The organism is Pseudogemmobacter bohemicus (assembly GCF_003290025.1).
GTDB lineage: Bacteria > Pseudomonadota > Alphaproteobacteria > Rhodobacterales > Rhodobacteraceae > Pseudogemmobacter > Pseudogemmobacter bohemicus.
In genome coordinates, this window is sequence record NZ_QNHG01000003.1 from 830,429 (window position 1) to 857,383 (window position 26,955).

The 26,955-nt window shown below is 64.0% G+C and carries 31 protein-coding genes and 1 pseudogene; 9 read left to right on the forward strand and 23 right to left on the reverse strand.

Annotation, left to right across the window (positions count from 1 at the left end):
- Nucleotides 1-13 precede the first annotated feature (13 nt).
- From DRF71_RS18950 to puuE, 3 genes are all read right to left on the reverse strand, one after another.
- A complete protein-coding gene (locus tag DRF71_RS18950) occupies nucleotides 14-526 on the reverse strand; it encodes an ureidoglycolate lyase (RefSeq protein ID WP_112312057.1) in 513 nt (170 codons plus the stop codon).
- Between the two features lie 86 nt (nucleotides 527-612).
- A complete protein-coding gene (locus tag DRF71_RS18955; protein WP_112312058.1) occupies nucleotides 613-1,467 on the reverse strand; it encodes a bifunctional allantoicase/(S)-ureidoglycine aminohydrolase in 855 nt (284 codons plus the stop codon).
- Nucleotides 1,464-2,879: an allantoinase PuuE gene (gene puuE, locus DRF71_RS18960; protein ID WP_112312059.1), complete on the reverse strand. Its 1,416-nt coding sequence runs from the start codon at nucleotides 2,877-2,879 to the stop codon at nucleotides 1,464-1,466. The genes DRF71_RS18955 and puuE overlap by 4 nt, the downstream gene beginning before the upstream one ends.
- 169 nt (nucleotides 2,880-3,048) lie before the next feature.
- Here puuE and uraH point away from each other — a divergent pair, with 169 nt between their 5' ends.
- From uraH to DRF71_RS18980, 4 genes are all read left to right on the forward strand, one after another.
- Nucleotides 3,049-3,405, forward strand: a complete 357-nt coding sequence (gene uraH, locus DRF71_RS18965) for a hydroxyisourate hydrolase (RefSeq protein ID WP_112312060.1) — start codon at nucleotides 3,049-3,051, stop codon at nucleotides 3,403-3,405.
- Nucleotides 3,406-3,574: 169 nt separating this feature from the next.
- Complete coding sequence (locus tag DRF71_RS18970) at nucleotides 3,575-5,089, forward strand: DUF2125 domain-containing protein (protein WP_112312061.1); 1,515 nt, start codon at nucleotides 3,575-3,577, stop codon at nucleotides 5,087-5,089.
- Between the two features lie 184 nt (nucleotides 5,090-5,273).
- Nucleotides 5,274-6,509, forward strand: a complete 1,236-nt coding sequence (locus DRF71_RS18975) for a urate hydroxylase PuuD (RefSeq protein WP_112312062.1) — start codon at nucleotides 5,274-5,276, stop codon at nucleotides 6,507-6,509.
- A 121-nt stretch (nucleotides 6,510-6,630) separates the two neighbouring features.
- Complete coding sequence (locus DRF71_RS18980; RefSeq protein ID WP_157971162.1) at nucleotides 6,631-7,860, forward strand: hypothetical protein; 1,230 nt, start codon at nucleotides 6,631-6,633, stop codon at nucleotides 7,858-7,860.
- 35 nt (nucleotides 7,861-7,895) lie between these two features.
- Here the strand turns inward: DRF71_RS18980 and DRF71_RS18985 are convergent, their stop codons facing one another.
- Together DRF71_RS18985 and DRF71_RS18990 are read right to left on the reverse strand one after the other, a co-directional pair.
- The gene (locus tag DRF71_RS18985; protein ID WP_112312064.1) at nucleotides 7,896-8,906 is read right to left on the reverse strand and encodes a hypothetical protein; all 1,011 of its coding nucleotides are present in this window, start codon (nucleotides 8,904-8,906) and stop codon (nucleotides 7,896-7,898) included.
- A 32-nt stretch (nucleotides 8,907-8,938) separates the two neighbouring features.
- Entirely contained in the window at nucleotides 8,939-9,757 is an 819-nt protein-coding gene (locus DRF71_RS18990) for a sulfotransferase family protein (RefSeq protein WP_112312065.1), read from the reverse strand.
- Between the two features lie 233 nt (nucleotides 9,758-9,990).
- Between DRF71_RS18990 and DRF71_RS18995 the strand changes: the two genes are divergently transcribed.
- Nucleotides 9,991-11,568 (forward strand): DUF5928 domain-containing protein, encoded by a 1,578-nt coding sequence (locus tag DRF71_RS18995; protein ID WP_112312066.1) that lies wholly within the window; start codon nucleotides 9,991-9,993, stop codon nucleotides 11,566-11,568.
- A gap of 32 nt (nucleotides 11,569-11,600) precedes the next feature.
- A complete protein-coding gene (locus tag DRF71_RS19000) occupies nucleotides 11,601-11,972 on the forward strand; it encodes an HIT domain-containing protein (RefSeq protein WP_112312067.1) in 372 nt (123 codons plus the stop codon).
- Between the two features lie 98 nt (nucleotides 11,973-12,070).
- On the opposite strand, the gene DRF71_RS19005 is transcribed toward DRF71_RS19000, so the two are convergent.
- The 13 genes from DRF71_RS19005 to DRF71_RS19040 form a co-directional block, all read right to left on the reverse strand.
- Nucleotides 12,071-12,289, reverse strand: a complete 219-nt coding sequence (locus DRF71_RS19005) for a hypothetical protein (protein WP_198672264.1) — start codon at nucleotides 12,287-12,289, stop codon at nucleotides 12,071-12,073.
- 119 nt (nucleotides 12,290-12,408) lie between these two features.
- A complete protein-coding gene (locus DRF71_RS19010; RefSeq protein ID WP_198672266.1) occupies nucleotides 12,409-12,894 on the reverse strand; it encodes a thiosulfate oxidation carrier protein SoxY in 486 nt (161 codons plus the stop codon).
- A 96-nt stretch (nucleotides 12,895-12,990) separates the two neighbouring features.
- Entirely contained in the window at nucleotides 12,991-13,338 is a 348-nt protein-coding gene (locus tag DRF71_RS28135; RefSeq protein WP_198672267.1) for a hypothetical protein, read from the reverse strand.
- A 33-nt stretch (nucleotides 13,339-13,371) separates the two neighbouring features.
- Nucleotides 13,372-13,560, reverse strand: a complete 189-nt coding sequence (locus tag DRF71_RS28140) for a hypothetical protein (RefSeq protein ID WP_198672268.1) — start codon at nucleotides 13,558-13,560, stop codon at nucleotides 13,372-13,374.
- Nucleotides 13,561-13,625: 65 nt separating this feature from the next.
- Nucleotides 13,626-13,868, reverse strand: coding sequence for a hypothetical protein (locus tag DRF71_RS28145; RefSeq protein WP_198672269.1), 243 nt, complete (start codon nucleotides 13,866-13,868; stop codon nucleotides 13,626-13,628).
- Between the two features lie 99 nt (nucleotides 13,869-13,967).
- Entirely contained in the window at nucleotides 13,968-14,099 is a 132-nt protein-coding gene (locus DRF71_RS29075) for a hypothetical protein (RefSeq protein WP_269814383.1), read from the reverse strand.
- A gap of 143 nt (nucleotides 14,100-14,242) precedes the next feature.
- A complete protein-coding gene (locus DRF71_RS29080; RefSeq protein WP_198672282.1) occupies nucleotides 14,243-14,776 on the reverse strand; it encodes a YeeE/YedE thiosulfate transporter family protein in 534 nt (177 codons plus the stop codon).
- Nucleotides 14,709-15,110, reverse strand: a complete 402-nt coding sequence (locus DRF71_RS29085; protein WP_269814384.1) for a YeeE/YedE thiosulfate transporter family protein — start codon at nucleotides 15,108-15,110, stop codon at nucleotides 14,709-14,711. Before DRF71_RS29085 ends, DRF71_RS29080 begins: the two co-directional genes overlap by 68 nt.
- Nucleotides 15,111-15,293: 183 nt before the next feature.
- The gene (locus tag DRF71_RS28160; protein WP_198672271.1) at nucleotides 15,294-15,983 is read right to left on the reverse strand and encodes an FCSD flavin-binding domain-containing protein; all 690 of its coding nucleotides are present in this window, start codon (nucleotides 15,981-15,983) and stop codon (nucleotides 15,294-15,296) included.
- Nucleotides 15,967-16,530 carry an NAD(P)/FAD-dependent oxidoreductase gene (locus tag DRF71_RS28165; protein WP_198672272.1) on the reverse strand — a complete coding sequence of 188 codons (564 nt, stop codon included), beginning with the start codon at nucleotides 16,528-16,530 and terminating at the stop codon, nucleotides 15,967-15,969. Before DRF71_RS28165 ends, DRF71_RS28160 begins: the two co-directional genes overlap by 17 nt.
- Nucleotides 16,527-16,817 carry a c-type cytochrome gene (locus DRF71_RS19030; RefSeq protein WP_112312069.1) on the reverse strand — a complete coding sequence of 97 codons (291 nt, stop codon included), beginning with the start codon at nucleotides 16,815-16,817 and terminating at the stop codon, nucleotides 16,527-16,529. Before DRF71_RS19030 ends, DRF71_RS28165 begins: the two co-directional genes overlap by 4 nt.
- Nucleotides 16,818-17,099: 282 nt before the next feature.
- Nucleotides 17,100-18,443 (reverse strand): 3-deoxy-D-manno-octulosonic acid transferase, encoded by a 1,344-nt coding sequence (locus tag DRF71_RS19035; RefSeq protein ID WP_112312070.1) that lies wholly within the window; start codon nucleotides 18,441-18,443, stop codon nucleotides 17,100-17,102.
- Complete coding sequence (locus tag DRF71_RS19040) at nucleotides 18,440-19,762, reverse strand: 3-deoxy-D-manno-octulosonic acid transferase (protein WP_157971163.1); 1,323 nt, start codon at nucleotides 19,760-19,762, stop codon at nucleotides 18,440-18,442. Before DRF71_RS19040 ends, DRF71_RS19035 begins: the two co-directional genes overlap by 4 nt.
- A 266-nt stretch (nucleotides 19,763-20,028) precedes the next feature.
- On the opposite strand from DRF71_RS19040, the gene DRF71_RS19045 reads away from it, so the two are divergent.
- Nucleotides 20,029-22,818 carry a bifunctional aconitate hydratase 2/2-methylisocitrate dehydratase gene (locus DRF71_RS19045; protein WP_112312072.1) on the forward strand — a complete coding sequence of 930 codons (2,790 nt, stop codon included), beginning with the start codon at nucleotides 20,029-20,031 and terminating at the stop codon, nucleotides 22,816-22,818.
- A 118-nt stretch (nucleotides 22,819-22,936) separates the two neighbouring features.
- On the opposite strand, the gene DRF71_RS19050 is transcribed toward DRF71_RS19045, so the two are convergent.
- The 5 genes from DRF71_RS19050 to DRF71_RS29485 all read right to left on the reverse strand — a co-directional run bounded on the left by DRF71_RS19050 (nucleotide 22,937) and on the right by DRF71_RS29485 (nucleotide 25,502).
- Nucleotides 22,937-23,464, reverse strand: coding sequence for a hypothetical protein (locus DRF71_RS19050; protein ID WP_157971164.1), 528 nt, complete (start codon nucleotides 23,462-23,464; stop codon nucleotides 22,937-22,939).
- A complete protein-coding gene (locus tag DRF71_RS19055) occupies nucleotides 23,419-24,351 on the reverse strand; it encodes an ABC transporter ATP-binding protein (protein WP_112312176.1) in 933 nt (310 codons plus the stop codon). The genes DRF71_RS19050 and DRF71_RS19055 overlap by 46 nt, the downstream gene beginning before the upstream one ends.
- A gap of 187 nt (nucleotides 24,352-24,538) precedes the next feature.
- The gene (locus tag DRF71_RS19060) at nucleotides 24,539-24,808 is read right to left on the reverse strand and encodes a hypothetical protein (protein ID WP_198672273.1); all 270 of its coding nucleotides are present in this window, start codon (nucleotides 24,806-24,808) and stop codon (nucleotides 24,539-24,541) included.
- Nucleotides 24,772-25,236, reverse strand: a complete 465-nt coding sequence (locus tag DRF71_RS19065; RefSeq protein WP_112312074.1) for an ABC transporter permease subunit — start codon at nucleotides 25,234-25,236, stop codon at nucleotides 24,772-24,774. The genes DRF71_RS19060 and DRF71_RS19065 overlap by 37 nt, the downstream gene beginning before the upstream one ends.
- 35 nt (nucleotides 25,237-25,271) lie before the next feature.
- A complete protein-coding gene (locus DRF71_RS29485; RefSeq protein WP_408634552.1) occupies nucleotides 25,272-25,502 on the reverse strand; it encodes an endonuclease toxin domain-containing protein in 231 nt (76 codons plus the stop codon).
- Between the two features lie 4 nt (nucleotides 25,503-25,506).
- On the opposite strand from DRF71_RS29485, the gene DRF71_RS19070 reads away from it, so the two are divergent.
- Complete coding sequence (locus tag DRF71_RS19070; protein ID WP_269814385.1) at nucleotides 25,507-25,953, forward strand: transposase; 447 nt, start codon at nucleotides 25,507-25,509, stop codon at nucleotides 25,951-25,953.
- Between the two features lie 80 nt (nucleotides 25,954-26,033).
- Nucleotides 26,034-26,908: pseudogene (locus DRF71_RS29490) on the forward strand (alcohol dehydrogenase catalytic domain-containing protein); the annotation flags it as partial.
- Between the last annotated feature and the right edge of the window lie 47 nt (nucleotides 26,909-26,955).

The following is a 26,955-nucleotide window of genomic DNA, read 5'->3' on the forward strand; positions in this document are numbered from 1 at the left end:
TCTTCCTCTTGACTTAAATACTTCGGGGTGCGGGGTGGAACCCCGCCTCCACCACCCGCCAAAGACGCGGGTAGCGGTATTCCTCAAGATTGCGGCTCTCGCCGATCCGGTCCACCACCGCAAACAGCCCCGGCGGGCTGAGCGGCGTCAGCACCCCGTGCCAGATGCCGCGATGCAGGTTCACACCCTGGGCACCATTGGTCAGGAACGCACGCGGCACCGCGTCGGGACCGTCGGACACGATCACCAGAAACGGGTGCTCCGACAGTGGGAGAAAGGCTTGCGAGCCGTCGGGATGGCGCTCGATCAGGTCAAATTCATAGGGCAGGGCGCGCGGCGTGGCGCTGAAGACCGAGATGCCAGCGCGGCCGGGCGGGGTGGTGTCGGTGCCGAAATCGAGGCGGGCACGATCGTGATGACGCTGACACAGGCCGTCATTGATCAGGCGGAAGGGGCCGGTTGCCTCGATCACCTCTCCGAAAGGGGCGAAGGCTTCGGCTGTCAGCGGTTCGGGGTGGATGTCCATGGCGGCCTTTGCGCTGGTGGAGAGCGCCGGGGGCTTTCCGCCCCCGGACCCCCGAGGATATTTGAGGACAGATGAATGGGCGGCAGTCAGCGCCCGGAAAGGCTGCCAAAGGCGCCGGGGCCGCGCAGTTTCGCGTGGCGGTTCACGTCTTTATAGAGGAGGTAGCGGAAGGGGCCGGGGCCGCCGGCATAGCAGGCTTGCGGGCAATAGGCGCGCAGCCACATGAAATCGCCGGCCTCGACCTCGACCCAGTCCTGGTTGAGTTTGTAGACGGCTTTGCCCTCCAGCACATAGAGGCCGTGTTCCATGACATGGGTTTCCTCGAAGGGGATCACGCCGCCGGGCTGGAAGGTCACGATGGTGACATGACCATCATGGCGCAGGTCTTCGGGGGGGACAAAGCGGGTGGTGGCCCAGGCGCCGCCCGTGTCGGGCATCGCTGTCGGCGCGATGTCGCGTTCGTTGATCACGATTGCATCGGGAGGCGTGAGGCCGGGCGCGGGCTCCCAGAGTTTGCGGATCCAGTGGAAGCGGGCGGGGGCCGTGCCTTCGGCGAAGAGGGTCCAGGAGGTGCCGGGCGGGAGATAGGCGTAGGAGCCTGCCTCCATCTCATAGCCGGTGCCGTTCAGGGTCAGGGTGGCGAGGCCGCCCGTAAAGAAGAGCCAGCCTTCGGCGCCGGGCTCGGGTTCGGGGGTGGCCGAGCCGCCACCGGGGGAGACCTCCATCACATATTGGCTGAAGGTTTCCGCGAAACCGCTCATCGGGCGGGCGATCAGCCAGAGTTTGGTTTTCGCCCAGCCGGGCAGGAAACTGGTGAGGATATCCGAGAAACAGCCCTTAGGGATCACCGCATAGGCCTCGGTGAACACCGCGCGGCCGGTCATCAGCCTCGTCTGGGGCGGCAACCCGCCTTCGGGCGCGTAATAGCTGCGTGTCGTCATGGCAGGAGGTCTTTCAGGCGAAGGGTGGCGATGCGTTCCACCTGGGAGCAGGCGGTTCTGAGCTCGGTCTCGCTGTCATTGGCGATGCGGGTTCTGAAACCCGCGAGAATCGAAGCTTTGGTATTGTCGCGGACCGCGATGATGAAGGGAAAGCCGTGGCGGGCGGTGTATTCGGCATTGAGCCGCTGGAATTCCGCGCGTTCCGCATCGGTCAGCGCGTCAAGCGCCGCCGAGGCCTGTTCCGCCGTGCTTTCCGCCGTCAGCCGCTTTGCCAAAGCCAGCTTGCCGGCGAGATCGGGATGGGCGCGCAGCACTGCGAGACGTTCCTCCGGAGTGGCGCGGCGGAAGGCGCGGGCCATGGCATTGGCGAGGCCCGTCGCGCTGTCATGGGCGGGCCCCAGCTCGAGCCCCCAGGTGCGCTCGGCCACCCAGGGGGAATGCTCGTAAATACCGCCAAAGCGGGCGACAAAGGCGGTTTGCGACATTTGCGAGGGGCGTTCCGGTGCGGCCGGCGGATGCACCCGGCGCCAGTGATCCGCGATGTCGATGCGGCGGGGGAACCAGACGCCCTCATGCCCTTGCGCATAATCAAGGAACCGCATCAGCCCGGCGATCTTGCCCGGCCGGCCGATCAGCCGGTTATGCAGCCCGATGGAGAACATCTTCGCGCGCCCGGCAGCGCCCTCGGCATAAAGCACATCGAACGTGTCCCTCAGATAGGTGAAGAACTGCTCGCCGGTGATATAGCCCGGCGCGGTGGCAAAGCGCATGTCATTGGCCTCAAGCGTATAGGGGATGACCAGCTGGTCATGCCCTCCGATCCGCAGCCAGTAAGGCAGATCGTCGTCATAGATGTCCGAAATCCAGGCCAGCCGGCCTGTCTCTGCCGTCAGCCGCAGGGTGTTCATCGAGCAGCGGCCGGTATACCAGCCGGAGGGCGGCGCACCCGTCACCTCTTCATGCAGGCGGAAGGCCTCGGCGATCTGCGCGGCCTCCTCTGTCTCGGGCATCTCGCGGTGGTCGATCCATTTCAGCCCGTGGCTGGCGATTTCCCAGCCGGAATCCTGCATCGCAGCCAGCTGTTCGGGGTTTCTCGCCAGGGCAGTGGCGACGCCGTAAACGGTGACCGGGATGCCTTGCGCGGTGAACAGGCGGTGGAGCCGCCAGAACCCGGCCCTGGCGCCGTAATCGTAAAGCGATTCCATGTTCCAGTGGCGCTGACCGGGCCAGGCTTGCGCGCCCGCGATATCCGAGAGAAAGGCCTCTGATCCGGCATCGCCATGCAGGATGTTGTTCTCGCCGCCCTCTTCATAGTTCAGCACCAGCGAGATGGCGATCTTCGCGCCGCCCGGCCAGGCGGCATCGGGAGGGGTGGGGCCATAGCCTCGGAAATCACGGGGGTAACGGGTCATGGGGTCAGGCTCCGGCACTCTCCCGTTCAGAGAAGATCAGCCGGGCGGAGAGGGCAAGGCATTTCTCTGCCCTGTGACGCCCTTTGACGTGGGACCCTGCCGCAGGCCCCCTTTCTCTGCGGCGCGCGCCGTGCTTTGCTGGAGGCCACAGATCAGGGGAGGGCGCCGGATGGCTGGCAGGCTGACGACACATGTGCTGGATACGGCGCGGGGCCGGCCGGCGGCGGGTCTGGCGATCAGCCTGTGGCGCATCGGGGGCGAGAGCCGCACCTTGCTGGTGCAGCTGGTGACCAATGCCGATGGCCGCAGCGATGCGCCGCTCCTGTCGGGCGAGGCCATGCAGCCCGGCGAGTATGAGCTGGTCTTTGCGGCCGGCGATTATCTCAGGGCAAGCGGTCAGATTTCCGGAGACAATGCGTTTCTTGATCTGATCCCTATCCGCTTCGGCATTGGTGATGCCGGCCAGCATTACCATGTGCCGCTGCTGCTGAGCCCCTTTGCCTATTCAACCTACCGGGGAAGCTGATCGGGGGCGGTTTTCGCGGGACTTGCAGGGGATCCGCCGCCGGCTCCGCTTCGCGCTGGCTTTGCGGTACAAAACGCGTAGAATTCCGCCGGTCTGGAAAGGCTGACTTGCAGTCTTTCGCCAACCTGGGCATGTCACGCCCGTAAATGCATTGTTCCGGAGAGATCACATGGCGTTTCTGAGGTATGGCTTTGCCGTTCCCGCAATGGTCGTTCTGATGAGCGGAAGCGCCCATGCGGCGCTGACCGCTGATCAGGTGTGGCAGTCCTGGAAAGATGGCGCGGGTCTGGTCGGTCTGACCATCACCGTCGCGACCGAGGCCAATTCGGGCGGCACCCTGACGCTGAACGGTCTGAGCATCGCCCCCGAAGGCGCGCCCGATCCGCTGACCGTCTCAGCCCTGACCCTGACCGAGAATGGCGATGGCACTGTGACCATCACCCCCGGCGACGCGATCGGTCTGCAGACCGGCTCCGCCGAAGACGGTGGCTCGGCCAAACTGACCCATGACGGGCTGTCGATCATCGCCCGCGAAGGCGATAATGGCGGCATCGTCTATGATTACAGCGCCAATAAGCTCGACATCGCCTATGACTTCACCACCCCGGGCTATGCTGCGAACGAAGGCGAGACCCCGGCCCCGGGCAAGGATAACGGCTCGTTCAGCTTTGAAGGGCTGAAAGGCAGCTACAGCGACACGCCCGGCACCAACCGTGTTTTCGCCGTGGCGCTTGAGGCCGCGAAACTGGTCTATGCGATCAATTCCGACCAGCCTTCCTTCGAGACCAAAAGCACGTCGAACAGCGAATCCGTCAATCTGGTGCTGAATTCGGAATTCACCCTGCCGAGCACGATCACCCTGGGCGAGATCCAGTCGGCGGCCGATTTCGGCACCGCGCTGCAGCAGGGTCTCCAGCTGAAACTCAACACCACCAATGGCGAATCGACGGGCAAATCCTCTGAGAAGTCGATGTTCTTCTCGCTGGATATGGATATGAAAGCCGGTCCGGCCGTTGCGGATCTGCTGTTCAACAAAGATGTGTTCAGCCTGACCTCGAAAGGCGAGGGCGGTCTGGAGATCAATGTCACCTCCGAAGGGCTGCCCGCCCCGGCGAAGATCACCATGGCCGATGTCGAGATGAACCTGCTTTCGCCGGTGATGTCGGGCGATACCGCGGCGGATTACGGCGCGAAACTGATCCTCGGCCAGCTGACGCTGAACGATGAGAGCTGGGCTCTCTTCGACCCGCAAGGCGCGCTGAAGCGCGAGCCTTTCGACCTGGCGCTTGACCTGAACGGCAAGGCAAAGGTCGACTGGATCGCGATGGCGGTTGCCGATGAAGCCGGCGGCCAGCCGGTGATCCCGCAGCCGGAATCGCTGAACATCACCCAGGCCGCGCTGAAACTGGCCGGTGCCGCGCTGGACGCGACCGGCGCGCTGACCTTCGACAACAGCCTCGGCTTCCCGGCACCGCTGGGCGAGGTGAATGTCAATGTCTCGGGCGCTGAGCAGCTGATCACCGGCCTGATCGCCACCGGCATCATCTCGGAAGAGGATGCGATGGGCGTGCGGATGATGATGGGGGCCTTCATGGTGCCCGGCTCCGAGCCCGACAGCCTGACCTCGAAAGTCGAGTTCAAGGAAGGCTTCAGCATCTTCGCCAATGGGCAGCAGCTGCAATAAGCTGGCTTTCGGCCGGAAATGACCAGACGCGGCCCTTCGGGGCCGCGTTTTTCTTTGTCAGACCGTCCCCGCCCGTTTCGTAAGCGCCGGCCCTTCCGTAAGCCCACCCGATCGCAATGCTGCAAGAAGCGGATTCACAGCGCCGCCCCAGCCGGTATAGGCTGGCCGGGAAGGGGGGCGCCTCATGTATGATTTCACTGTCCTTTGGGACTGGATGCAGCTGGCGGCGCGCTGGCTGCATGTCATCACCGCCATCGCCTGGATCGGGTCGAGCTTTTACTTCGTCGCGCTGGATCTGGGCCTGAGGAAATCCCCCGATCTGCCGCCCGGCGCTTATGGCGAGGAATGGCAGGTCCATGGCGGCGGTTTCTACCATATCCAGAAATACCTCGTCGCGCCCGAGCGCCTGCCCGAACACCTGATCTGGTTCAAATGGGAAAGCTACGCGACCTGGCTTTCCGGCTTTCTGATGCTGGTGCTGGTCTATTACGCGGGCGCCGAGCTGTTCCTGATCGATCCCCAGGTGATGGAGCTCACGGTCTGGCAGGCGGTGGCGATCTCGGTCGGATCGCTCGCCTTCGGCTGGCTGGTCTATGACCGGATCTGCCGATTTTTTGTCAAGGCGAATCAAAGCCTTGTCATGGTGGCTTTGTTCGGCGTCCTGGTGGGGATGTCGTATTTCTACGCCTCGGTCTTCTCTGGCCGTGCGGCGCTTTTGCATCTGGGGGCGTTTACCGCGACGATCATGTCGGCCAATGTCTTTCTGGTGATCATCCCGAACCAGAAGATCGTGGTGGCCGATCTCAAGGCCGGCCGGACCCCCGATCCGAAATATGGCCGCATCGCCAAGCAGCGCAGCACGCATAACAATTACCTGACGCTGCCGGTTTTGTTCCTGATGCTGTCGAACCATTACCCGCTGGCCTTTGCCACCGACTATAACTGGATCATCGCGAGCCTGGTTTTCCTGATGGGCGTCACCATCCGCCACTGGTTCAACACCCGCCATGCCGGCACGGGCAACCCGCACTGGACCTGGGGGGTGACGGTGGTTCTCTTCCTGATCATCGCCTGGCTCTCGACCGCGCCGATGCGGCTGCAACCTGCGGAAACCGCGCTGAAAGGCGAGGCGCTGCGCTATGCGAGCGCGCCGGGGTTTGAGGGGGTGGTCTCGATCGTGCAGGGGCGCTGTTCGATGTGCCATGCGGCGGAACCGGCCTGGGAGGGGATGCTCTGGCCGCCGAAAGCCGTTGTGCTGGAAAGCGAGGCGCAGATCGCGCATGAGGCGCGGCGGATCTACCTTCAGGCCGGGGTGACCCATGCGATGCCGCCGGGAAATCTGAGTTTTATGGAGGAGGGCGAGCGCCGCCAGATCATCGACTGGTATCGCGCAGCCGGGGCATTGCCGGATCCGGCCTGACTTTCGCCGATGCGGCAGGGGCGAGGGCCGGGGCGGGGCCGGGCCGGGGATTCCCGTCTCGACAAAACCCGCCCCTGGCCCGAGACTTGCGGCATCCCTGCCTGACATCCGGTGTCCGATGGTGCTGAAATCCTTTCTGATCGCTGCCGCCCTGATCCTGCCAGCCCTTATTATGCCAGCCTCTGCGCGGGCAGAGCTGCGCCAGCATGGCAATACCGTCTTCACCCTGCCCGAAGGCTGGTACACCGGTCGGCGCGAGGAGAATGGCACGCTGATCATCCTGCCGCGGCTCAAAGAGGATGAATGCGAATTCTGCCGGGTCTGGATCGCCCGCTCACAGGTGAAGACCGGCGCGCCGGAAAGGCTTCTTGCCCGCAATCTGCGGCTGTTTCTGGACGCCGACGAGCCGGATCCCGAGCTGATCGGCGAGGTCTCGGTCTCGCAGGAGGGGCGCCATAAGGTGGCGATGCAGGCGCTGAAATCGGGGCGCGATGTGCAGATCCTGCTGGCGGTCGAAATCGCCGACCGCACCGAATTCTACGGGTTCGAGGCCGACAGCCGCGATGAGCAGAAGATCGCAGAGAGCCTGGAGGTTTTTGCCCGCGACATCGTCCCGATGATCCTGACCGCCCGCTATCTGACCGAAGGCGTGCGCCCGGTGCTGGGTCCTCCCATCCCCGGCGGGGTCAGCGGCGTCTGGCAGGGCACCGGCACCCGCTGGTCGCTGGGCATCGACATGATGATGAAAATGGATCTCGTCAGTGAGCTTTTCGTCTTTTGGGAGGACGGCACTTTCTACGACGGCACGCCCCCCACCGGCATCGCGCCCTTTGATCGCGTGGCGGCGCTGCGTTCGGGGGATATGTCCTTTGGCAATTACCGGATCGAGGGCGGCCGGCTCATATTGTCTTACGCCGACGGGCAAAGCGACGCGCGCAAACTCGGCCAGGGCGGTATCGCGCAGGGCTTTGACTGCACCGACAGCGCCACCTGCAACATGGTGAAACCGATGCCCGATGGCACGAAGATCAATGGCCGGATCGAGAGTTTCATCCATACCGGCTTTTCCCCGAACAGCGGCCTCTCGGGCGGCACGACCTTTTCCAGCACGCTTTATTACGCGCCGGACGGGCGCTGGAGCTATGACAGCTTCGGCGGTGCCAGCGTCAGTTTCGAGACCGGGGGCTATGCTGGCGGCAGCACTACCGCGAAATCGGGCCGCTACCGGGTCGCGAATGGCACCGTCATCCGCAGCTTTGACGATGGCAGTCCGGATGTGGTGCAAATGATCTTCCAGGACAGCTCTGGCACTGTGATGATCGGCGGCGATTTCCTGAAAACCGGGCCGTGAAAATCGGGCTTTGAAAACCGGGCGGTAAGGGGGCCTTACACCAGGTCGCCGTTGCGCATTGTGCCGCCAGGATCGCGCCCGCGCGCCTCAGCCGCGTTCAGCCGTTGCTCATGGTCGCCCGCCTGGCGGTGACGGCTCAGCTGCGGCGCGAGGCGGGTGACGGTCGCGCTCCACTCTTGCGAGAGGGGTTCGGTGCTGATCTGGCGGAACCAGACCTGCATCAGGCAGATCAGCGCGAAGGGCTCGAACACCGCAGACAGAAAGAGCAGTGTCACGATGATCGCCGCGATCAGCGGCAAGGCCGTTTCGGGGCGTTTGTCGGCCAGGTATTCTGCCCCGAGCGGCCCGATCAGCCAAAGCCAGACCGGCACCAGAAGGACCGTCACCATCAGGGTCAGCCAGAATGCGTTTTTCAGGATGATGCGCCAGTTCTGACCATAGAGAACCAGGGCATTGCGCGCCGAGCCCCAGGGATCGTCTGAGCGCTGGCTGATCGCATGCGCCAGGATGATCTCGTCCATATAGCCAAAGCAAAACCACAGGAGCGTCCGGAACAGGCCCGAAACCTGCGCGGCGGTCCTCTCGGGCAGAATGGCCAGCAGCCCCTGGCTGAGCCGTGAGAGACCACGCAGCACAAGGCGGATCAGCTCATCCAGAACGAAAAGCGCGGATGCCTCGCCAAACCGTGCCCGCACCATGCGGTGACCATAGCCAGGCTGCCATTCCCCCGCCGGCAGTTTGCGGCCCTGGACCAGCTCGGTCAGCACCGCGATATGGGCGGCGCGGATCAGATAGAGCACCCATCTCCGCGCCCATCTGAGCGCGAAAAACAGCGCAGCAAAGCCGATCAGCACGGCAATCAGCATTACAAGCCCGGAATAGCCCTTCATGGCGGCAGGGTTGGGGCCGCCGATCAGGCTGACCAGGCCATAAAGCGCGCCGATCATCAGCCCGAGGAAGGCCAGCGACACGAGGCTGCGCAGGATCAGAAAGGGCAGCGTCCGCAGCAAAAGCCAGAGTGCGGTGAGGATGCTGAAATCGTACAAACCCGCCCCCTCTGGCCCCCTCGTGACACGCCTTATTTCCCCAGCTTGGCGTGAACCTCGTCCAGATCGACCTCGCCTTTGGGCATCTTGTTGCCGGGATTGTCGAAATCGTAGCGGAAGAGCTGGAAGTCGCGCCTGTAGATTTCCCACATCAGATGCATCGAGAGATCGTCGAAATAATCCTCGACCGGATGCAGGCGTTTCGGGCCATGGCCTTCGGATTCGTTGAAACGCGGGATCGTCTTCAGATCGACCGGATGCGCGACGGTGATATTGTCGAGCACCGTCTGCATGCCCTCATTGAATTTCTCGGTAAAGAAGATGCGGTCATAACGGCCGCCATTCACGATGAAGGTCGAGATATGCCCGGCCATGGCCGACCAGTGAATGTCGGGCTCCATCGGTTTTTTCCAGCGGATGGTATCCCTCGCAAACAGCAGGAAGCGACGGAAGGCCCTGATCTGGTCGAAATCCTGCTTGCCGTCCTCGCCGCCGACCTCGACCCCGTATTTCTGCACCAGCATCGGCACCAGATTGCCGCGATAGCGGCGGCCATTCCGCTGGATGCCACAGATCTTGTCGAAGAACGACGAGAGGATACGGGTATAGGGGTTCCTGACACAGGTGAAGGCATAGCTGGAATGCGCCTTCACATTGGCCTCGATCTTTGGCTGGCTTTCGGCCATCGCCCATTTATGCATATCGGCGGTGGCATCATGGATATCGCCGTCGAAAAAGCGGCCATGATCGGAATAGAACATGATCTGGCCGATGGTCGAGCAGGCGCATTTCGGCACCACGCGGTAAACCACGCTTTCGCTTTCGGTCATCCAGGTGCCGGGAAAGCCCATTCACTTCATCCTTTGTCCGACTCGCAGCGCCCGGACCGGTTCCGCCGGGCTGCCTGCACACCAAATACCCCGCCCGCGCGGCAAACGCCAGGCAAGGGGGTGTAACACAAGAGTGTCGCCCGGAAAAAGCAAAGAAATCCGACCTTTTCAAGGAAGTATGAAGCCCTTTATCAGATAGTCTGGTAAGAGCGTGCCACCGGCCGCAAAGCCGGCGGTGGAGTAAGACGAGAACCATGGCGACGATTGCCTATATCCTGTTATGTCACAAGGATCCCGCCGGGATCATCGCCCAGGCCGAGCGTCTGACCGCGGCCGGAGACTGTATCGCCATCCATTTCGACGCGAGTTCACCCCAGGCCGATTTCGACCGGATAAAGACCGCGCTGGCCGGAAACACGCGGGTTGTCTTTGCGAAACGGCGGATCCGCTGCGGCTGGGGGGAATGGAGCCTTGTCGAGGCGACGCTGCTCGCTTTGCGTGCGGCGGCCGGGGCCTTTCCGCGTGCGACCCATTTCTACATGCTTTCGGGTGATTGCATGCCGGTCAAGACGGCGGAATATGCCCATAATTTTCTCGGCCGCGATGATGTGGATTACATCGAGAGCTTCGATTTCTTCCGCTCCGACTGGATCAAGACCGGCATCAAGGAAGAGCGGCTGATCTATCGACACTGGTTCAATGAGCGCAGCAACAAGGCCTGGTTCTACCGCTCGATGGAATGGCAGAAACGCTTTGGGCTGGAGCGCAAGATCCCGGCCGATCTGGTGATGAGGATCGGCAGCCAGTGGTGGTGCCTGCGCCGCCGCACCGTCGAGGCATTGCTGGATTTCATCCAGAGACGCCGCGATGTGATGCGGTTTTTCCGCACGACCTGGATCCCGGATGAGACGTTTTTCCAGACGCTGGTGCATCATATCGTGCCGGAAAACGAGATCCGCACCCGCACGCTGACCTTCCTTCTGTTCACAGATTACGGGATGCCGGTCGTCTTCTATAACGACCATTATGACCTTCTGCTCAGCCAGGATTATCTCTTCGCGCGCAAGGTCAGCCCCGAGGCGGTGGATCTGAAGACACGGCTCGGCGATCTCTATGCGCAAAAGGGCAAGCGGTTCCATATCTCGGATGAGGGGCGCAGCCTGTTCAGGTTCCTGACCGCGCGGGGCAGGGTGGGGCGGCGCTATGCGCAACGCTTCTGGGAGACCGAGACCAGCCTCGGGCGTGAGCGCACGCTGATGATGGTGACCTGCAAGAAGTGGCATGTGGCAAAGCGGCTGGTCGACCGGGTCAGGAATGTAAGCAGCCTGCAGGCGGTGGATTACCTCTTCAACGAAGACAGCACGCCGCTGCCGGATCTGGGCGGTATCCAGACCACGCTGGAAAAGCGCACCCGCCATCGCCGGGCGCTGGTCAGGATGCTTTATGATTACTGGCAGACCGAGCGGCTGGTCTTTTGCATCGACCCGGCCTCGGTTGATCTGATGCAGGATTTCTACAATGACAAGGCCAAGGTGAAGCTGCTCGAGATCGAATGCGACTTCACCGATGACTATCTGATCGGCCATGCGAAACGGGTGGGGCTGGCCGGTGGCGGCACCCCGCGCGAGACGCTGGAGCGCCTGTTGCCGACCATCCGCTATGATGTGAAATTCGAAAGCGACCGCATCCGCGAGAATGATTTTCCGGAATTCCACCGTATCCGGCAACGCGCCACCCCGGCCGATAACGCCCAGGTCTTGCAGGAGTTTTTCGGCATCCCGCTGGGTGAGGCAGAGGAAATCGCCGGCACATCCTATCTCTTTGTGGACTGAGCGCCACATCCCCACCCTCCCGGAGTCCGCATATGAACTGGAATTACGACCCGCAAAACATCTTCGCCCGCATCCTGCGCGGTGAGATCCCGAACAAGACGGTGGCCGAAAGCGCGCATACGCTGGTCTTTCACGATATTGCGCCGCATGCGCCGGTGCATGTGCTGGCCATTCCGAAAGGCGCCTATGTCAATCTCGATCACTTCGCCGCCGAGGCGTCTGCGGCCGAAATCATCGACTTCCACCGCACGCTTGCGCAAGTGATCGCGGATCTGGGGCTCTCTGGCCCCGAAGGCTACCGCGCCATCACCAATGCCGGCACCTCCGGCATGCAGGAAGTGCCGCATTACCACCTGCATATCCTCGGTGGCCGCGTCCTTGGCCGGCTGGTGGAAAAAGCATAACCCCACCACCCGCACGTCCGGAAGTTTTACGCGCCCGGAATTTTCAAAAATTCCGGGCCGGTTTCTGTTCAGAAACCGGCGTCGCGAGGGGCGCGGCGTCAGGACAGGGTGATCTGCTGTTCCGCCTTGGCCAGGACCCGGCGCTGACCGCTCCATATCATTTTCAGCACGGCGCTTTCACGGGCACGGAAGGTGAATTCGATATAGAGGTTCTGCGCGATGGCCGTTTCCGGCAGCCATTCCAGGATCAGGCTTTCACCAAGCCTTGCCTCAGACCGCTCCAGCGTGTCGCGGGGGGATTGGCTGGCCGGTCTCATCCAGTCTCAGCCCACTTTCCATGATATGCACGACCTGGGCGCGGACGCGGACGATCTCATCCTTTGCGGGTATCTCATTGTTCAGCCAGATGCGGGGGATTTGCCATGTTCGGTCCCTCTCACAAACCGCAGCTGCCGGCGGCGACGGTGATCTGGCCGCGCGCGTCAAGCACCCGCCCGTCACTCATCCGCGCCCGTGCCCGCACAGGCATGGTCTCGATAAGCCGCAGCCGGACCGCCACATCGGCCTGGCCACTGGCGGCGGAAAAGCGGAACCGGCAGGCAAGCGGCATCGGGTTCCACCCGGCCAGCACGATCAGCTCTTCGCACCAGCTGGTATCGGTGCTCTCTTCGGTCAGCCGGGCCCTGACCGGCACCACCGCCGGATTGTCGCCAGGCGCCGGCAGCTCGAGCGCCAGCCCCTCAGTCAGCGGTGTCGCCCCGCCGATAAACTCCGCCGCGAGCCGGTCGGATTCGGCGGTATCCGCCCGCGCCGCTGAGGTCGGGCTTTGGGCACCGGCGGGGCCTCTCAGAAGCGGGGAGGCGCCAAGCGCCGCCCCCAGGATCATAAGCTGACGGCGGTTGATCTCAGGGCAGGAAGTCATTGAACCTCCCATCAATCCATACAAAATCCCCGGTCAGCAGATCGGGCGTCCTGACATCCATGTCGATCTGCGTCTGATGCACCAGCCCGTCCTGGCTCACCGCATAGGTGAACCCGACCGGGATCGCCTATGCGGTGAGCCATTCACCAGCATATAGCACAGATTGTCCTGCAGATCCGCCACCACATCCTCGCCCCGCACCCGCTGGCCGATATTCCCCGCCGCGATCCGGCCAATGTAATTCGCGCCATGGCCCGATTTCGGGCAATGGCCGAAATGGGGGGAGAGGGCCCCCATAGAGCCTTCAAGGATACAGACGCTGTCATCGCCCCGCGCGGTGAAGTAACGCGGATCCATATCGGCCCAGCCGGTTGGCTTGCCATCCTTGTTCCGGCCGATCAGATCGGCATACCAGACCATGTCTGACGCCTGATGCGGCGGCATGAAGACCGCATCGTCAAAGTTGAAATCCCCCGCTTAGGTCATAATCCGCTTGTTGTAAGGATCGACCTCTTTCACCTTCGTATTCAAGACATGGGTGATGATGTCGGGGTAAAGCTCGGCAAAGGCGGCGCGGTAGCTCTCGCCGATCGGGGCGATTTTCGGTTTCGGATCAAGGATGATGATCTTTGCCGGGATCTTGTTGACCTTGAAATGCCAGGCCATGACACAGGCGCGCTCACAGGGCGAGGGCGAGGGCGGTCAGCGATGCGGCGGCGGCGGCAGGGTCATCACGATGGTGCCGCCTTGAAGTTGAGGATCTTGTTCTTCCGCGCCAGGTGCCCGGCATTCGGGATATAGGCCGAGCCGAAATTCTGGGGGGTATCTTCGGCGGCCTGAAGGGCCTCGCCGACCGAGGCCTCACAGGTGTTGCGGATGCCGCCGGCCAGGATCAGGAAATCGCGATCCACCTTCCCCTTTGACCTGTGGACGGTTTTCGCCGCCCGGTCGATATTCGTCACCTCGCATTGCACGGCGCTTACCCCCTATTTCTGCACCGGCCGCAGCAGATCCTGGGTCGGAAAGGCGGTATCGACCGGGTCGATCAGCCATTTATTCGACATCGGGCAGGATCAGAAGATCGGGTTCCGCTCCGGCACGATGATATCGGCTTCGGGAAGTTCTCCGTTCAGGTGCCGCGCGGCGGAAAGCCCGCCCCAGCCGCCGCAGATCACGATCCTCGGGCCCTTGCCCGAGCGCGACATCAGGAGCGTTTACGAGGTCAGACCCTGAGGAGCGGCGGGGGCGGTGCCTGCGATCCCGGTCAAAAGCGCCAGCGAGGGCGCGGCGGCTAAAATACGGGGTCGTAATCATTGGCTGGCGCTCCTCCCGAAAGTTGTCTGGCGCATCACAGCCAGACCTCCACAATCCCCGCGAGAATACCGGTGCTTGCGGCCAGACTGGCCAGCGAAAGCGTCGAGACACCGATTAAAGCTTGCCCGGCAGAACACCCCAGCGCAAGAACGCCGCCAAAGCCCATCAAAATTCCTCCGGTGGCGGCGATAAGGGAATGGCTTCCCGATCCGAAGGTTTCCAGCGTGAAGCTGCGGGTTGCAAGCACGGTGAGGAAGGCGCCGGCCAGGGGGCCGCCGACAATGGCAAGGCCAAGGGTCACCGCCCGCCCCGGAGACAGCATCAGCCATAACAGCCCCTCGCCGAGCGGTGCGACAAAGCTGATCGAGGACAGACCTTTCGGGTCGAAGGGGTCGTCGGTCGCAAAGCTGATCCACCAGCCGGCGGTGATGCAAAGCCCGATAATTATGGCCGTGATCGCCTTGATCCGGCGGGCGCGCAGCGGTTTGGCGAACCAAGGATCAGCACCGGAATGCCGGCGCCATGAGCCGCGCGGGGGGTGGCGACAGCCCGGCGCCGGCCCGCAGATCGGTCAGGCTCAGCGCCTTCGGGCTGATCTGGCCCAGTTGCAGCGCCTGACGCAGGGGCGCCAGCACCCCGGTCAGACTGGCCTGGGCCGCCAGCCCGAGGCACAACAAGACCAGCAGCGCGCGCAGATTGCCCCCCGCCAGCAAAACCAGCGAGCGGGCGCCGCAGGCATTGGCCAGCACCATGCCGAGGCCAAAAATCGCCCGCCGATAGACAGCCTTCCGACCGCAAAAGACCCCCGCAGTGGCCGCGCGCGTGACAGATCGGTCAGCCCAAGATGGTTCAGCGCCTGCGTGCCGATAATCGCCACCGCCAGCGCCAGCGCGAATGCGCAAAGGGGCGAGAGATCCCCCCGCCCATCGAGTCTTTCATCCCGCGCAGGAGGCAGAATTTCCCCGCCATGGCCGCGACCCCGAAAACAATGCCAAGGCCAGGACCAGGCGTGACTGCATCCATCGAGCCTGTCCCTATGCGGTTCCCCGGATATCGGTCCTGATCGAGGCATACCAGCCGGCGCCTTAGACCGCCTCTGCCTCGCGGAAGGCGGCATCCGCGCCAATCGGGCTGATTCCGCCGGACCCCGCGCGCCCCGCCAGTTTCCCGCCGTCGAAATAACAGATCCCGGCGACCGAGATGCCCCAGTCGGGGCCGACGAGGCTGTAGCAGGTGTTCACGAAACTCGCCGGGGCGGGTTCGGTGCCTGCAAGATCTGCGATGATCGCGACGGCTGCGACCTTGCCCCGGGCAGTGGCGCAGAAGCCCGATTTCGGCATCGGTGCGGCGATGGTGGCGTCTCCGGCCACATAGATCCCCGGCACCCGGGCGGATTCGAAGGTGTTGCCTTTGACCGGCACCCAGCCGGTCTCATTGGTGACGCCTGCCCGGTCCGCGATCCAGCCTGCCTTTTGCGGCACCACCACATTCAGTACATCTGCCTTATGGTTCACACCAAAGGCGGTCTCCGCCGTCAGCGCACCCGCCTCGACCTTGGCGACCTTGCCGTCATTATCGGCGCTGATCCATTCGATCATATCGCCGTAAAGCGCCTCCCAGCCCTGACGGAACAGACCCTGTTTCGAAAAGGTCTCCTTGCTGTCGAGAAGCAGGATCTTCGATCTCGGTTTGTTGGTTTTCAGATAATGCGCCCCCATCGAGGCGCGCTCATAGGGCCCGGGCGGGCAGCGGTAGGCGCTATCGGTGATCGACATCACGAAGGTGCCGCCATCCGTCATCGCTTCCAGCGGCGCTTTCAGAAGCTGCGTCTGCGGCCCGGCTTTCCAGGCATGGGGGCAAGCGCTGCGGCGGCCTCGTCATAGCCCTCCAGCGCGCCCCATCTGATGTCGATGCCCGGTGACACAGCCGGTCGTAATCCGGCACCGTGCCCTCCGAGAGTGTCACCTTCCGCGCCACGCCGTCGATCTGCCCGGTCGAGGCCTGGATCACCGCGATCCCGGCGGCGCGCAGCGCGTCACAGCTGCGGGTGATGCTGTCCCGGGTTCTCAGCCCACCGAGATAAAGGTTCGAGAACGGGCAGGTGGCGAATGTCGCCGCGGGCTCGATCAGGGTGATCTTCAGCGCCGGATTGTAGCGGCTGAGATAGCCCGCCGCTGTGGCGCCGCCAAAGCCGCCACAGACCACCACGACATGGGCCGAGGCATTTTGCGCCCGGACCAGCCCCGGCAGGGCGAGGGTGGCCGCGAAGCTGGTGGCGCCGGCGCCGAGGCCGGCCGGAAGGGTTCTGCGGGTCGTTTTCATTGATCTGCCTTGGCAAAGAATACCGCCGGTGCTGCGATCCGGGCATCGTCATAGCCCTTCATATGCCGCCCCATCACCGTGGTGCCGGCCGGGGCTGCGTCGCGAAACGCGGTCAGTTTCGCCAGCAGGTCGACCTCGGAAAGGCCGGCAATCGAGGGGGTCGCGCCCGGCGAATGGCCCGCGGGCCCGTGACAGGCGGCACAGGACCCGGCCCGGATCTGCGCCTCGCTCACCGTTGTCTGGGCAAAAGCGGCGCCGGGGCTGGCGATGCTCAGGGCTGCGGTCAAGGCAGTTGTCCGGGCTGCGGTCAGGGCAATGGCAGGCGCCCGGCGGCGAAATATCGGGCGGGGCGGGGGCATGGCCGGGGCATCTTTCCCGGCCAGCTGGCTTGGTTTGGGTGCGGTGACGCGCCCCTCAGCGCAGCGCCTCGCAGATCTTTGCGGGCCGGGGGGATGGCGCAAGGAAACATCTCGGGCGGATTGGTGGGGCCAGGCAGAGAAAATCCACTGCTGACCCGGTGCGGCGCGGAAGAATTCCATCCCGGGCCGGGTTTTTCCGTGATGGAGGTATCAGCGTCCCCGCGCCGCCATGGCGCGGTCCATTGCCGCAAGGGTGCGGGCGCTGGCGCCCTGCTGGCTGTCGAGAAAGGCCTGGATCTGCGCCGGGCTGACGGTCCCGGGCTGCATCAGTGCCGCTGTCAGCGCGCCGGGCAGATCGGTCTTATCCGCCAGGCTCAGCGCCACACCGGCCTCGCGCGCCTCTTCAAAGGGGAATTCGATGGTCCAGGTCCAGGGGCCGGTGATCACCGGCTTCATCAGCATCAGCGCCTCGGAAATATTATGGGCGCCGCGCGGGTTGAGGCCGCCTCCGACCACCACCCGGTCGGCGGGGGAGAGGTAGAAGAACATCTCGCCAAGGCTGTCGCCAAGAAGGACATCGGTGTCGCCCAATGTGTGATCGCTGTCGGGGTGCGCGGTAAATCCGGCAAGGCCCGGTGGCAGGGCGGTGCTGCGGCGCAGTACCCGCAGCCCCTGCGCGACCAGCCCGTCATAAACCGCATCGAAGCGTTCGGGCGCACGGGGAACATAGATGAACAGCGGCGGGGCCAGGCCCTGCGCCTGCGCCGCGTCGCGCATGTCGCGGATCACGGTGGCATAGATCGGCTCTTCGACCTCGACCCCGCTTGCGATGGTGATGATCTGGCCCTCGGGCGCCAGCCAGTGACGGATCGCGCCTGCTGCCGTATCAAGTCCGGCCGGCAGCGGCTGATCAAAGCGCAATTCGCCGGTGACGGTGATGTTCTCCAGCCCGATCCCCTCAAACCGCGCCTTTTGCAGGCCCGATTTCACGAAGGCGCCCGCCAGCCCCCGGATCACCCTTTGCCGCAGCCTGAGGCCCTTGCTGTCTCTGGCCAGCGAGGGGGAGGGATATTGCGCATTGCACATGAACAGGGGCATGCTGGCGCGGCGGGCGGCGAAGATCATGGCGGGCCATATCTCGATCTCCAGCGTCAGTCCGATGCGGGGGCGAGAGGCGCGGAAGAACCGCCGCCAGCACCAGAACATATCCAGCGGCACCCAGATCGCGGCCAGCTGCCCCGAGGCGATCTCGGGCGCGAAAAGCCGCGCGGATTCGCGGCGCCCGGCGGGGGTGAAATGGGTCAGGATCACCTGATCCCCCCGCGCGAGGCACATGCGGATCAGCGCGGTGGCCGAGCGTGTCTCGCCAAGGCTGACGGCGTGGAACCAGATCGCGCCTTTCGGCAGCGGGCGGCGGTAAAAGCCGAAGCGTTCGGCCAGGTGGCTTGTGTAATCGGGATCCTTGCGGCCCCTGCGCCAGAGATAGATCAGCACAAGCGGCAAAAGCGGGATCCATAACAGCCGCCAGAGGATCAGGAAGAGATGCAGGATCACGGCTGGCCTCCGGTCACGGGCGCTTTGATCGCGGGCGCTTTGATCAGGGCGACCAGATCGCCCGCCAGCGGTTGCAGGGCGGCACGGGCGCTCGAAACCAGCGCCTCTGCCTTTTCGCGGCTGCCGGACGGGGGGGCGCTCAACGCGGCTTCCAGTACGGTCGGGTCCGGGGGGATAGCCTGCGCGAGGCCCGCTGCCGTCAGATCGGCATAGTCGCGGGCGAAATTCGCGACATTCGGCCCGTGAAGGACAGAAAGGCCAAGGCAGACTGCCTCCCACGGATTATGGCCGCCGGTCTCGCCCATGGCCCCGCCGACAAAAGCGCGCGAGGCGAGGCGATACCAGAGACCCAGTTCGCCAAAGCTATCCGCCAGCCAGACGTTTGTATCCGGGCCGGGCAGGCCGCCCTGGCTGCGGCGGATATGGCTGAGACCGGCGGCCTCCAGCGCCGTTGCGATCCCGGGCGCCCGCGCGGGCAGGCGCGGCACGAGGATCAGCAGCGCCCCCGGATCGCGCGCCACGATGGCGCGGAAGGCCGGGATCAGCACCGCCTCATCCGCCGGATGGGTGGAGGCGGCGGTGATCACCGCGCGCCCCGCCAGCCTCTCGTGCATGAGGGCGCATTGCGCGGTGTCGGCCCCCAGCGGCTCGGCCGCGGGTTTCAGCGAACGGCCTTCGCGCACCGCCTGGGCGCCAAGACTGCGCAGGTTCAGGGCGCTGTCGCGATCCTGCGCCTCGATAAGAGAGAAGCGCGCCATCACATCGCGGTAAAGGCCGCTGAGGCGCTTGCGTTTCCGGAGGCTCTCAGCGTTCATCCTTGCATTGACCCAGGCCAGCGGGATGCCGCGCCGCGCCGTGTCGCAGATCACCCCGGGCCAGAGATCCTGCTCGGACCACACCGACAGCGCAGGTCGCCAGTGATCGAGGAACTTCGCCACGAAATCCGGCCCGTCCAGCGGCAGGAACTGATGCAGCGCGCCTTCGGGCAGGTTCTGCGCGATCACCCCGGCGGAGGAGCGCGCGGTCGAGGTGATCAGAAAGCGCAGATCCGGCGCCTGCGCCTGCATCTGCGCGATCAGCGGGCGCAGCGCCATCACCTCGCCCAGACCCACCGCATGCAGCCAGACCAGCCGCCCGTCGGGGCGGGGCAGGGTGGCCTCGCCCAGCTTTTCGCCCATCCGTGCCGGATCCTCGCGCCCCTGCGCCAGCCGCCGGCTGAGAACCCGGCGCATCAGTGGCTGCAAGAGCGGTCTCAGCCAGAGCCAGAGCCGCAGCTGCCAGCCGCACGCCTTGGGCTTTTTGTCCTGGGTATCGGGCATCAAACGGGGGTCCGGGCTCTGTTCTGGTCACAGCTTTGGCATAACGCCGCCGCCAGTGCCAGCAATCCGCCGCATCCGGCCTGCCCGGCCCATACTGCCCTTGCGGAACCGCCTTTCGCACTGGCAGAATAACACGTCTTGAAACCGCTCCGGTTTCGGCATACAATTGCATACAATGAGCGCGCCGCCGCCTGCCAGAGTTTCCGAAAGAACTCCTCAAGCTTCGGTGTTTCAGCTTGTCGCAGCACGGAATCGCAGGGATCGTCATGAGCTTGTACACAGACTACCTAACCGAAATCGAAACCCGCAAAACCGAAGGCCTGCACCCCAGGCCCATTGATGATGGTGCGCTGGTGGCCGAGCTGATCGCCCGGATCGAAGAGGCCGGGAATGCGTATCGCGACGATGCGCTGAAATTCTTCATCTACAACACGCTGCCCGGCACCACGAGCGCGGCGGGGGTTAAGGCGGCTTTCCTGAAAAAGATTGTGACCGGTACGACGGTGGTTCCCGAAATCACCCCGGATTTCGCGCTTGAGCTGCTGTCCCATATGAAGGGCGGGCCTTCGGTCGAGGTGTTGCTGGATGTCGCTTTGGGCGCGGATGCCGCCATTGCCGCGCAAGCGGGCGCGGTGCTGAAAACCCAGGTCTTCCTGTATGACGCCGATATGTTCCGGCTGCGCGATGCCTGTAAGGCCGGCAATCCGGTCGCGAAATCGGTGCTGGAAAGCTATGCGAAGGCCGAGTTCTTCACCAAACTGCCGCCGGTCGAGGATGAGATCGGCGTCGTGACCTTTATCGCGGCCGAGGGCGATATCTCGACCGACCTCCTGTCGCCGGGCAACCAGGCGCATTCGCGTTCCGACCGCGAGCTGCATGGCCAGTGCATGATCACCCCGGCGGCGCAGGCCGAAATTGTCGCGCTGCAAAAGGCGCATCCCGATAAGCGCGTGATGATGATCGCCGAGAAGGGCACGATGGGCGTTGGCTCCTCGCGGATGTCGGGTGTGAACAATGTGGCGCTGTGGACGGGCAAGCAATCCAGCCCCTATGTGCCTTTTGTCAATTTCGCGCCGGTCGTTGCCGGCACCAACGGCATCTCGCCGATCTTCGCCACCACGGTCGATGTGACCGGCGGTATCGGCATCAACCTGAAAAACTGGGTGAAAAAGACCGATCAGGATGGCAAGCCGATCCTCAACAATGACGGCAATCCGATCCTGGAACAGGCCTATTCGGTCGAGACCGGCACGGTTCTGAAAATCGACGTGAAGAACAAGAAGCTGCGCTCGGAATCCGGGGAAGAGCTGGTCGATGTGGCGGGTTCCTTCACGCCGCAAAAGATGGAGTTTATGAAGGCGGGCTCGTCCTATGCCATCGTGTTCGGCAAAAAATTGCAGACCTTCGCGGCCCAGACGCTCGGGGTCGAGGCGGTGCCGGTTTTCGCCCCGAACAAAGAGATCAGCATCGAGGGCCAGGGCCTGACGGCGGTGGAAAAGATCTTCAATCGCAACGCGGTGGGTGTAAGCCCCGGCAAGATCCTGCATGCCGGATCGGATGTGCGGGTTACGGTGAATATCGTCGGCTCCCAGGACACCACAGGCCTGATGACCGCGCAGGAGTTGGAGGCGATGGCCGCCACCGTGATCTCGCCGCTGGTCGATGGCGCCTATCAGTCGGGCTGCCATACCGCATCCGTCTGGGACAAAAAGGCCCAGGAGAACATTCCGAAGCTGATGAAGTTTATGAACAATTTCGGGGTGATCACCGCGCGTGACCCGAAGGGCGTCTATCATTCGATGACCGACGTGATCCATAAGGTGCTGAACGATATCACCGTGGATGACTGGGCGATCATCATCGGCGGCGACAGTCATACGCGGATGTCGAAAGGCGTGGCTTTCGGTGCGGACAGCGGCACCGTGGCGCTGGCGCTGGCGACCGGCGAGGCGACGATGCCGATCCCGCAATCGGTCAAGGTGACCTTCAGGGGCAAGATGAAGCCCTGGATGGATTTCCGCGATGTGGTCCATGCGACCCAGGCGCAGATGCTGAAACAGCATGGCGACAATGTCTTCCAGGGCCGCATCATCGAGGTGCATATCGGCACGCTGCTGGCCGACCAGGCCTTTACCTTCACCGACTGGACCGCCGAGATGAAGGCGAAAGCCTCGATCTGCATCAGCCAGGACGAGACCCTGATCGAGAGCCTTGAGATCGCCAAGCACCGCATCGGCATTATGATCGACAAGGGCATGGATAATGCGAACAAGGTCCTGCAGGGTCTGATCGACAAGGCCGATGCGCGGATTGCCGAGATCCGCTCGGGCGAGAAACCGGCGCTGACCCCGGACGATAATGCGAAATATTTCGCCGAGGTGCTGGTCGATCTGGATATCATCGACGAGCCGATGATCGCCGACCCCGACGTGAACAATGCCGATGTCTCGCGCCGCTATACCCATGACACCATCCGCCCGGTTTCCTATTACGGCGGCACGAAAAAGGTGGATCTGGGCTTTGTCGGCTCCTGCATGGTGCATAAGGGCGATATGAAGATCGTCGCTCAGATGCTGAAAAACGTCGAGAAAACAAAGGGTAAGGTTGAGTTCAGGGCGCCGCTGGTCGTCGCGGCCCCCACCTATAACATCATCGACGAGCTGAAAGCCGAGGGCGACTGGGAGATCCTCCAGCGCTATTCCGGCTTTGAATTCGACGATCTGCTGCCCAAGAACAAAGCCCGCACCGAGTATGAGAATATCCTCTATCTCGAACGGCCGGGCTGCAACCTCTGCATGGGGAACCAGGAAAAGGCGGAAAAAGGCGATACGGTGCTGGCCACCTCGACCCGTCTCTTCCAGGGCCGCGTGGTGGAGGACACCGCCGAGAAGAAGGGCGAGAGCCTGCTCGCCTCGACCCCGGTTGTGGTGCTTTCGGCGATCCTTGGCCGCACCCCTTCGGCCGAGGAATATAAAGAGGCGGTGGAAGGCATCGACCTGACCCGGTTCGCCCCGCCGCTGGAAAAGCCGGGCCTCGCGCGCTCGGTGCATTTCTGATCGGCCGACCGTTCGACCGACAGGCCTTTTGATCGAGGGGCCCTTCGTCCGACGGGCCGGATGATACAGGGAAGGGCAGGACCGGCCGCCGGTTCTGCCCTTTTCCCTTGCCTTCCGGTCAGCTGATCTCGGGCCGGCAGATCAGGGCGACAAGGCCATCAAGCGCCTCGCTGCTGCCCCAGGCATTGGTGATGCCGCCAAAGGGCCAGTCCCCCAGCTTTGGCGCCTCTCCGGGGTTCAGCCAGGTGGTGGCGGCCTCGATTTCACCGGCCTCGGCAGTGGGGTAAACGCTCCAGCCGCAGCAGGGAGAGGTGCCCTTGAGCAAGGAATAGACCGCTGTGAAATGGCCTTCATCGCCGTTTTCCGGATAGCTGCCTTGCAATATGATATTGCCATAGGGGCCATAGCAATCGCTGCGAACGCCGGGGCTGTCATCCTGCAACGCCTCTTGCGGGCCGCAGGCGTAATAGACGTCAAGACCGATCCGTTCCGGGGCGAACCGGGTCTTGCTCCAGGCATCGACGAAAATGACCCGGTCGAGCGGGCAATCGCGCATGTCAAACGCCGCTGCCTGGCCGGCAAGGAGCGCGCCAAATGCGACTATGGCCGCAAAACCAGAGACGCGACGGCGGGGTATATGGGGCATTCTGCTCTCTCTCTTGCCTGATCCGTCCAGAGTAGACGCTGGCGGGCGGCTGTCATCCGAAATTGCGCATGTGCCCCGCGATCCGGGAGATTTTGCGGGTCGCCGGTGGCAGGAACCGACGCAGCTTGCCTCCGGGCCTGTCCTGGCGGTCGGGAAACCGGGGCCGCGCCGCCCGGACAGGCCTCGCAGGCCTCGCGGCTGGCCAGATCGGCGGCGAGGCCTGCGAGGGTCGGGCGCCCGTTCCCGATCACCACCGCATGCAGCGCCTGTTTCAGCGCCCCCGAAGAATTCTGTTCCGCCACCAGGATCGTCAGCCCGGTCTCACGGTTGAGCCGTGCCAGGGTTGCGAAAATCTCGGCCTCCACCAGCGGCGCAAGGCCTATCGAGGGCTGATCCGGCAGGAAACCCAAAGGATTGGCCATCAGCCCGCGCCCGATCGCCGCCCTCTGCTGTTCGCCCCCCGAGGTCAGCCCGGCCCGCGACTGGCGACGCGCGCGCAGGCGGAGGAAGACGTCATAGACCGGGTCCAGCCCGCGCCGGATTTCGGCCTGGTGCAACCCGGCACCGATGCCGCCCGCGATCAGGTTCTCTTCGATGGTCAGCGAGCGGAACATCCGGCGCCCCTCCGGCACCGGCACCAGGCCCTTGCGGATAGGGTCATCGGGGCATTTCCTCGTGACATCCTCACCGCGGAAGGTGATGCGGCCGCGCCCGGCAGGCAGCAGGTTCAAGGCCGCATTCAGAAGCGTCGTCTTCCCCGCCCCATTGGCACCTGGCAGCGCCGCGATCTCGCCCTTATGGACGGTCAGGCTGATCCCGCTCAGCGTGGTGATCGAGCCGGGACAGCGCATCGACACATCTTCGAATTGCAGGATAGGGTCTGACATGGCGCCACCTTTCGGGACAGGCGACCCCGGGCTGATCCGGGGTCGCTTTGGGGTCAGTTCGGGCCGATAACGGTGTCGATCAGCCTCGATGCGGATGGCAATGCCTTTCTCGGCGGCATAGGCCACGGACGATGCCTCGATGATCCGGCGCGATCCAGTCGGAGACCACGTTCCACTTCCTGCCATCTCATTGCTGGAAGGTGACCCAGCCTTCACACTCATGGTTGCCCCAGGGGGCCTTGATCGAGTGGAAGAGTCCCTCGGCGCCCGGTTTCTTCACCCGTTCGGGGCTCAGTTGCAGATGTTCAAAGCCCCTGCGGACCTCGTCGCCGGTGAGTGTCCGGTTGCTGAATTTGGCCTGGGCGATGCGGATCGCCGCGCGGAACGAGAGCCCCGTGCGGGTAAAGCGGAAGAAGCTGGTCAGCAGCACCACCAGCGCCAGCGCGGCGGCGGCCACCAGGTCGAAATTCGAGATGAAAAGGCCGTCGATCTCGAAGAGCGCGTTGGAAACCCAGGATCCAGCGCATGGACCTGGCTGCCGCGTATCAGCTGTGCGCCGCCCTCGATCATCGGGGCAAGGCCCGGTGTCGCCATGAACAAGGTCATCGTCGCGCGATTGGCCAGCGGTCGCAGCACCGCGCACCCTGTCACAAGGCCCAGAAGCCCCATGATCCCCAGGGTGATCATCCGCGCGACCGCAAAGGGCACCCCATGCTCGACAAGGCGCACAAAGGTCAGCGCGGTGAAAAGCGCCGTCGCCCCTTGCGCGAAATTCAGCACGTCCGAGGTCTTGCAGATCAGTACGAAACCAATCGCGACCAGGGCAGACATCACCCCCGAAAGCACCCCGCCCACCGCGACCTCGACGGCAAGAGAAATGCGCACCAGTCCATCAGGCGGCCCCGGCCAGCAGTTAGGCATCAGTGCCGAGATAGGTGCGGATCCACATAGCCCCGGGCCGTTTTGTCGAGTGTCTTCGCGCTGGTGGCAATTTCTCGGGCGCGATCATAGAAATCGAAGGTCTGGAAGTTGGGTGGTCGCCTTTCCCCGAGATGTCCCATCCGTTCAGGAGTATCCTGCCAGGGTCCGCCCTGTTCCCTGATCAGCACACCCCAGCGAATTCCTGGATTTGAGACAGTATCCCGGTCCACATCGGTGGGAAGGCGGCGGCTCCGGGCGGCCTCGGTCAACAGGGGGCGCGTAGCCGGCGAAGGTCGCCCGTATCGACAAGATGCCCGGAGCCGCCCGAACCGGAAATGGCCAGATGAGACGAAGGCCCGGATCATGGCCGAGACTTTGAGGCCGGGTGCCACGAAGGATGCTGTCGCGCGGCCCCATGGTGGTCCAGCGAACCACGCTTCGGCATGGCGGGCGCCGGCACGGCAAGGGTGGGGGCGGTCAATTCACCCTAGACGCCGTGCCTGGCAGAGGTTTGCCGGGGCCTGGTTCGGACCATTGGGCGGGCACAACGCCTTTCCGGCCCTCGGGCTGGTGCTTGCCTGCGGTGTCCCGCTGCCGCCGCATTGCCACATCCCACAGGTTCCCGGCATGCCGGATTTGGCCCGGTCTGGCGGCGGCAGGGTTCTCCCGGGCGTCTTCTGACGGTCGGGGTGCTTCTTTCTCTTCGGCATGGCGTGTGTCGCCCTGGCTGCAGGAACTGGCGGATTTGGCGCTGCCGGAGGGGGGATCTCACGGTCGCCGTCGAATATTCGACGCTGAACTACAAGGGCAGGCTTTGTCGCGGGCCGGGCGGTGAGCTGGTCCGCACTTATCCGCATGTGCCGGGGATTGATTTCGCGGGCCGGGTCGAACATTCGGAAGATCCGGGTTTCAAACCGGGCGACCGGGCGTTCTGACCGGCTGGCGCGTCGGAGAGGGGCGGTGGGGTGGCTATGCCACCCGCGCAAGGGACAGGGCCGGCTGGCTGGTTCCGCAGCCTGAAAGGCTGAGCACCCGTGAGGCGATGGCGGTTGGAACCTCAGACTTTACCGCGATGCCGGGGGGATGGCGCTTGAGGCGCCTGGGCTGACCCGGGGCAGGGGGGCCTATGCCTGTGGCGGCGGCGGCCGGCGGCACAGGCCAGGTCGCGACGGCGATCCTGTCGCGGCCTCGCCATGAGGTCGCCTCCGTGACCGGCAGGGCCGGGACCGAGGCCTGTCTGCGCGGGCCGGGCGCAAGCCGTATCCTTGCGCGTGACGACTTCGCCGAGCCGGTGAAGCGGCTGCCTGAAAGCGAGACACGGGCGGGGCTGTGAGGATGCGGTTGGCGGGCCGATTCTGGTGCGGGTGCTCGGGCAGATGGGCTATGGCGGCCCTGTGGCAGCGGTGGAGGCTGGCTGGCGGATGTGTAACCGTAATCCCCCTTCCTGCTGCGCGGGGTGATCTCCCCGGGATCGACTGCGTCATGTGCCCGCTGCCACGCCGTATCGAGGCATGGAGCCGGGTCGCGCGCGATCTGCCCGTGGGTCTCCCTGAAGAGATGATACAACCGGCGCGGCTTAACGATTTGCCAGCCCTGGGGCCGAGATCCTGAGGGGCGCATCAGGGGCCGAGTGGTCGCTGGCTGCCAGGTGCCTCCAGGCAGGAAAAGGCCGGCTGACGAGCC

Excerpts from the sequence above, each read along its gene's own strand:
- DRF71_RS18950 (WP_112312057.1), bottom strand. The coding sequence starts at position 526 with ATGGACATCCACCCCGAACCGCTGACAGCCGAAGCCTTCGCCCCTTTC.
- DRF71_RS18955 (WP_112312058.1), bottom strand. The coding sequence starts at position 1,467 with ATGACGACACGCAGCTATTACGCGCCCGAAGGCGGGTTGCCGCCCCAG.
- puuE (WP_112312059.1), bottom strand. The coding sequence starts at position 2,879 with ATGACCCGTTACCCCCGTGATTTCCGAGGCTATGGCCCCACCCCTCCC.
- uraH (WP_112312060.1), top strand. The coding sequence starts at position 3,049 with ATGGCTGGCAGGCTGACGACACATGTGCTGGATACGGCGCGGGGCCGG.
- DRF71_RS18970 (WP_112312061.1), top strand. The coding sequence starts at position 3,575 with ATGGCGTTTCTGAGGTATGGCTTTGCCGTTCCCGCAATGGTCGTTCTG.
- DRF71_RS18975 (WP_112312062.1), top strand. The coding sequence starts at position 5,274 with ATGTATGATTTCACTGTCCTTTGGGACTGGATGCAGCTGGCGGCGCGC.
- DRF71_RS18990 (WP_112312065.1), bottom strand. The coding sequence starts at position 9,757 with ATGGGCTTTCCCGGCACCTGGATGACCGAAAGCGAAAGCGTGGTTTAC.
- DRF71_RS18995 (WP_112312066.1), top strand. The coding sequence starts at position 9,991 with ATGGCGACGATTGCCTATATCCTGTTATGTCACAAGGATCCCGCCGGG.
- DRF71_RS19000 (WP_112312067.1), top strand. The coding sequence starts at position 11,601 with ATGAACTGGAATTACGACCCGCAAAACATCTTCGCCCGCATCCTGCGC.
- DRF71_RS19005 (WP_198672264.1), bottom strand. The coding sequence starts at position 12,289 with ATGAGACCGGCCAGCCAATCCCCCCGCGACACGCTGGAGCGGTCTGAG.
- DRF71_RS19010 (WP_198672266.1), bottom strand. The coding sequence starts at position 12,894 with ATGACTTCCTGCCCTGAGATCAACCGCCGTCAGCTTATGATCCTGGGG.
- DRF71_RS28135 (WP_198672267.1), bottom strand. The coding sequence starts at position 13,338 with ATGCCGCCGCATCAGGCGTCAGACATGGTCTGGTATGCCGATCTGATC.
- DRF71_RS28140 (WP_198672268.1), bottom strand. The coding sequence starts at position 13,560 with ATGGCCTGGCATTTCAAGGTCAACAAGATCCCGGCAAAGATCATCATC.
- DRF71_RS29075 (WP_269814383.1), bottom strand. The coding sequence starts at position 14,099 with ATGTCGCGCTCGGGCAAGGGCCCGAGGATCGTGATCTGCGGCGGCTGG.
- DRF71_RS28160 (WP_198672271.1), bottom strand. The coding sequence starts at position 15,983 with ATGTCGATCACCGATAGCGCCTACCGCTGCCCGCCCGGGCCCTATGAG.
- DRF71_RS28165 (WP_198672272.1), bottom strand. The coding sequence starts at position 16,530 with ATGAAAACGACCCGCAGAACCCTTCCGGCCGGCCTCGGCGCCGGCGCC.
- DRF71_RS19040 (WP_157971163.1), bottom strand. The coding sequence starts at position 19,762 with ATGCCCGATACCCAGGACAAAAAGCCCAAGGCGTGCGGCTGGCAGCTG.
- DRF71_RS19045 (WP_112312072.1), top strand. The coding sequence starts at position 20,029 with ATGAGCTTGTACACAGACTACCTAACCGAAATCGAAACCCGCAAAACC.
- DRF71_RS19050 (WP_157971164.1), bottom strand. The coding sequence starts at position 23,464 with ATGCCCCATATACCCCGCCGTCGCGTCTCTGGTTTTGCGGCCATAGTC.
- DRF71_RS19055 (WP_112312176.1), bottom strand. The coding sequence starts at position 24,351 with ATGTCAGACCCTATCCTGCAATTCGAAGATGTGTCGATGCGCTGTCCC.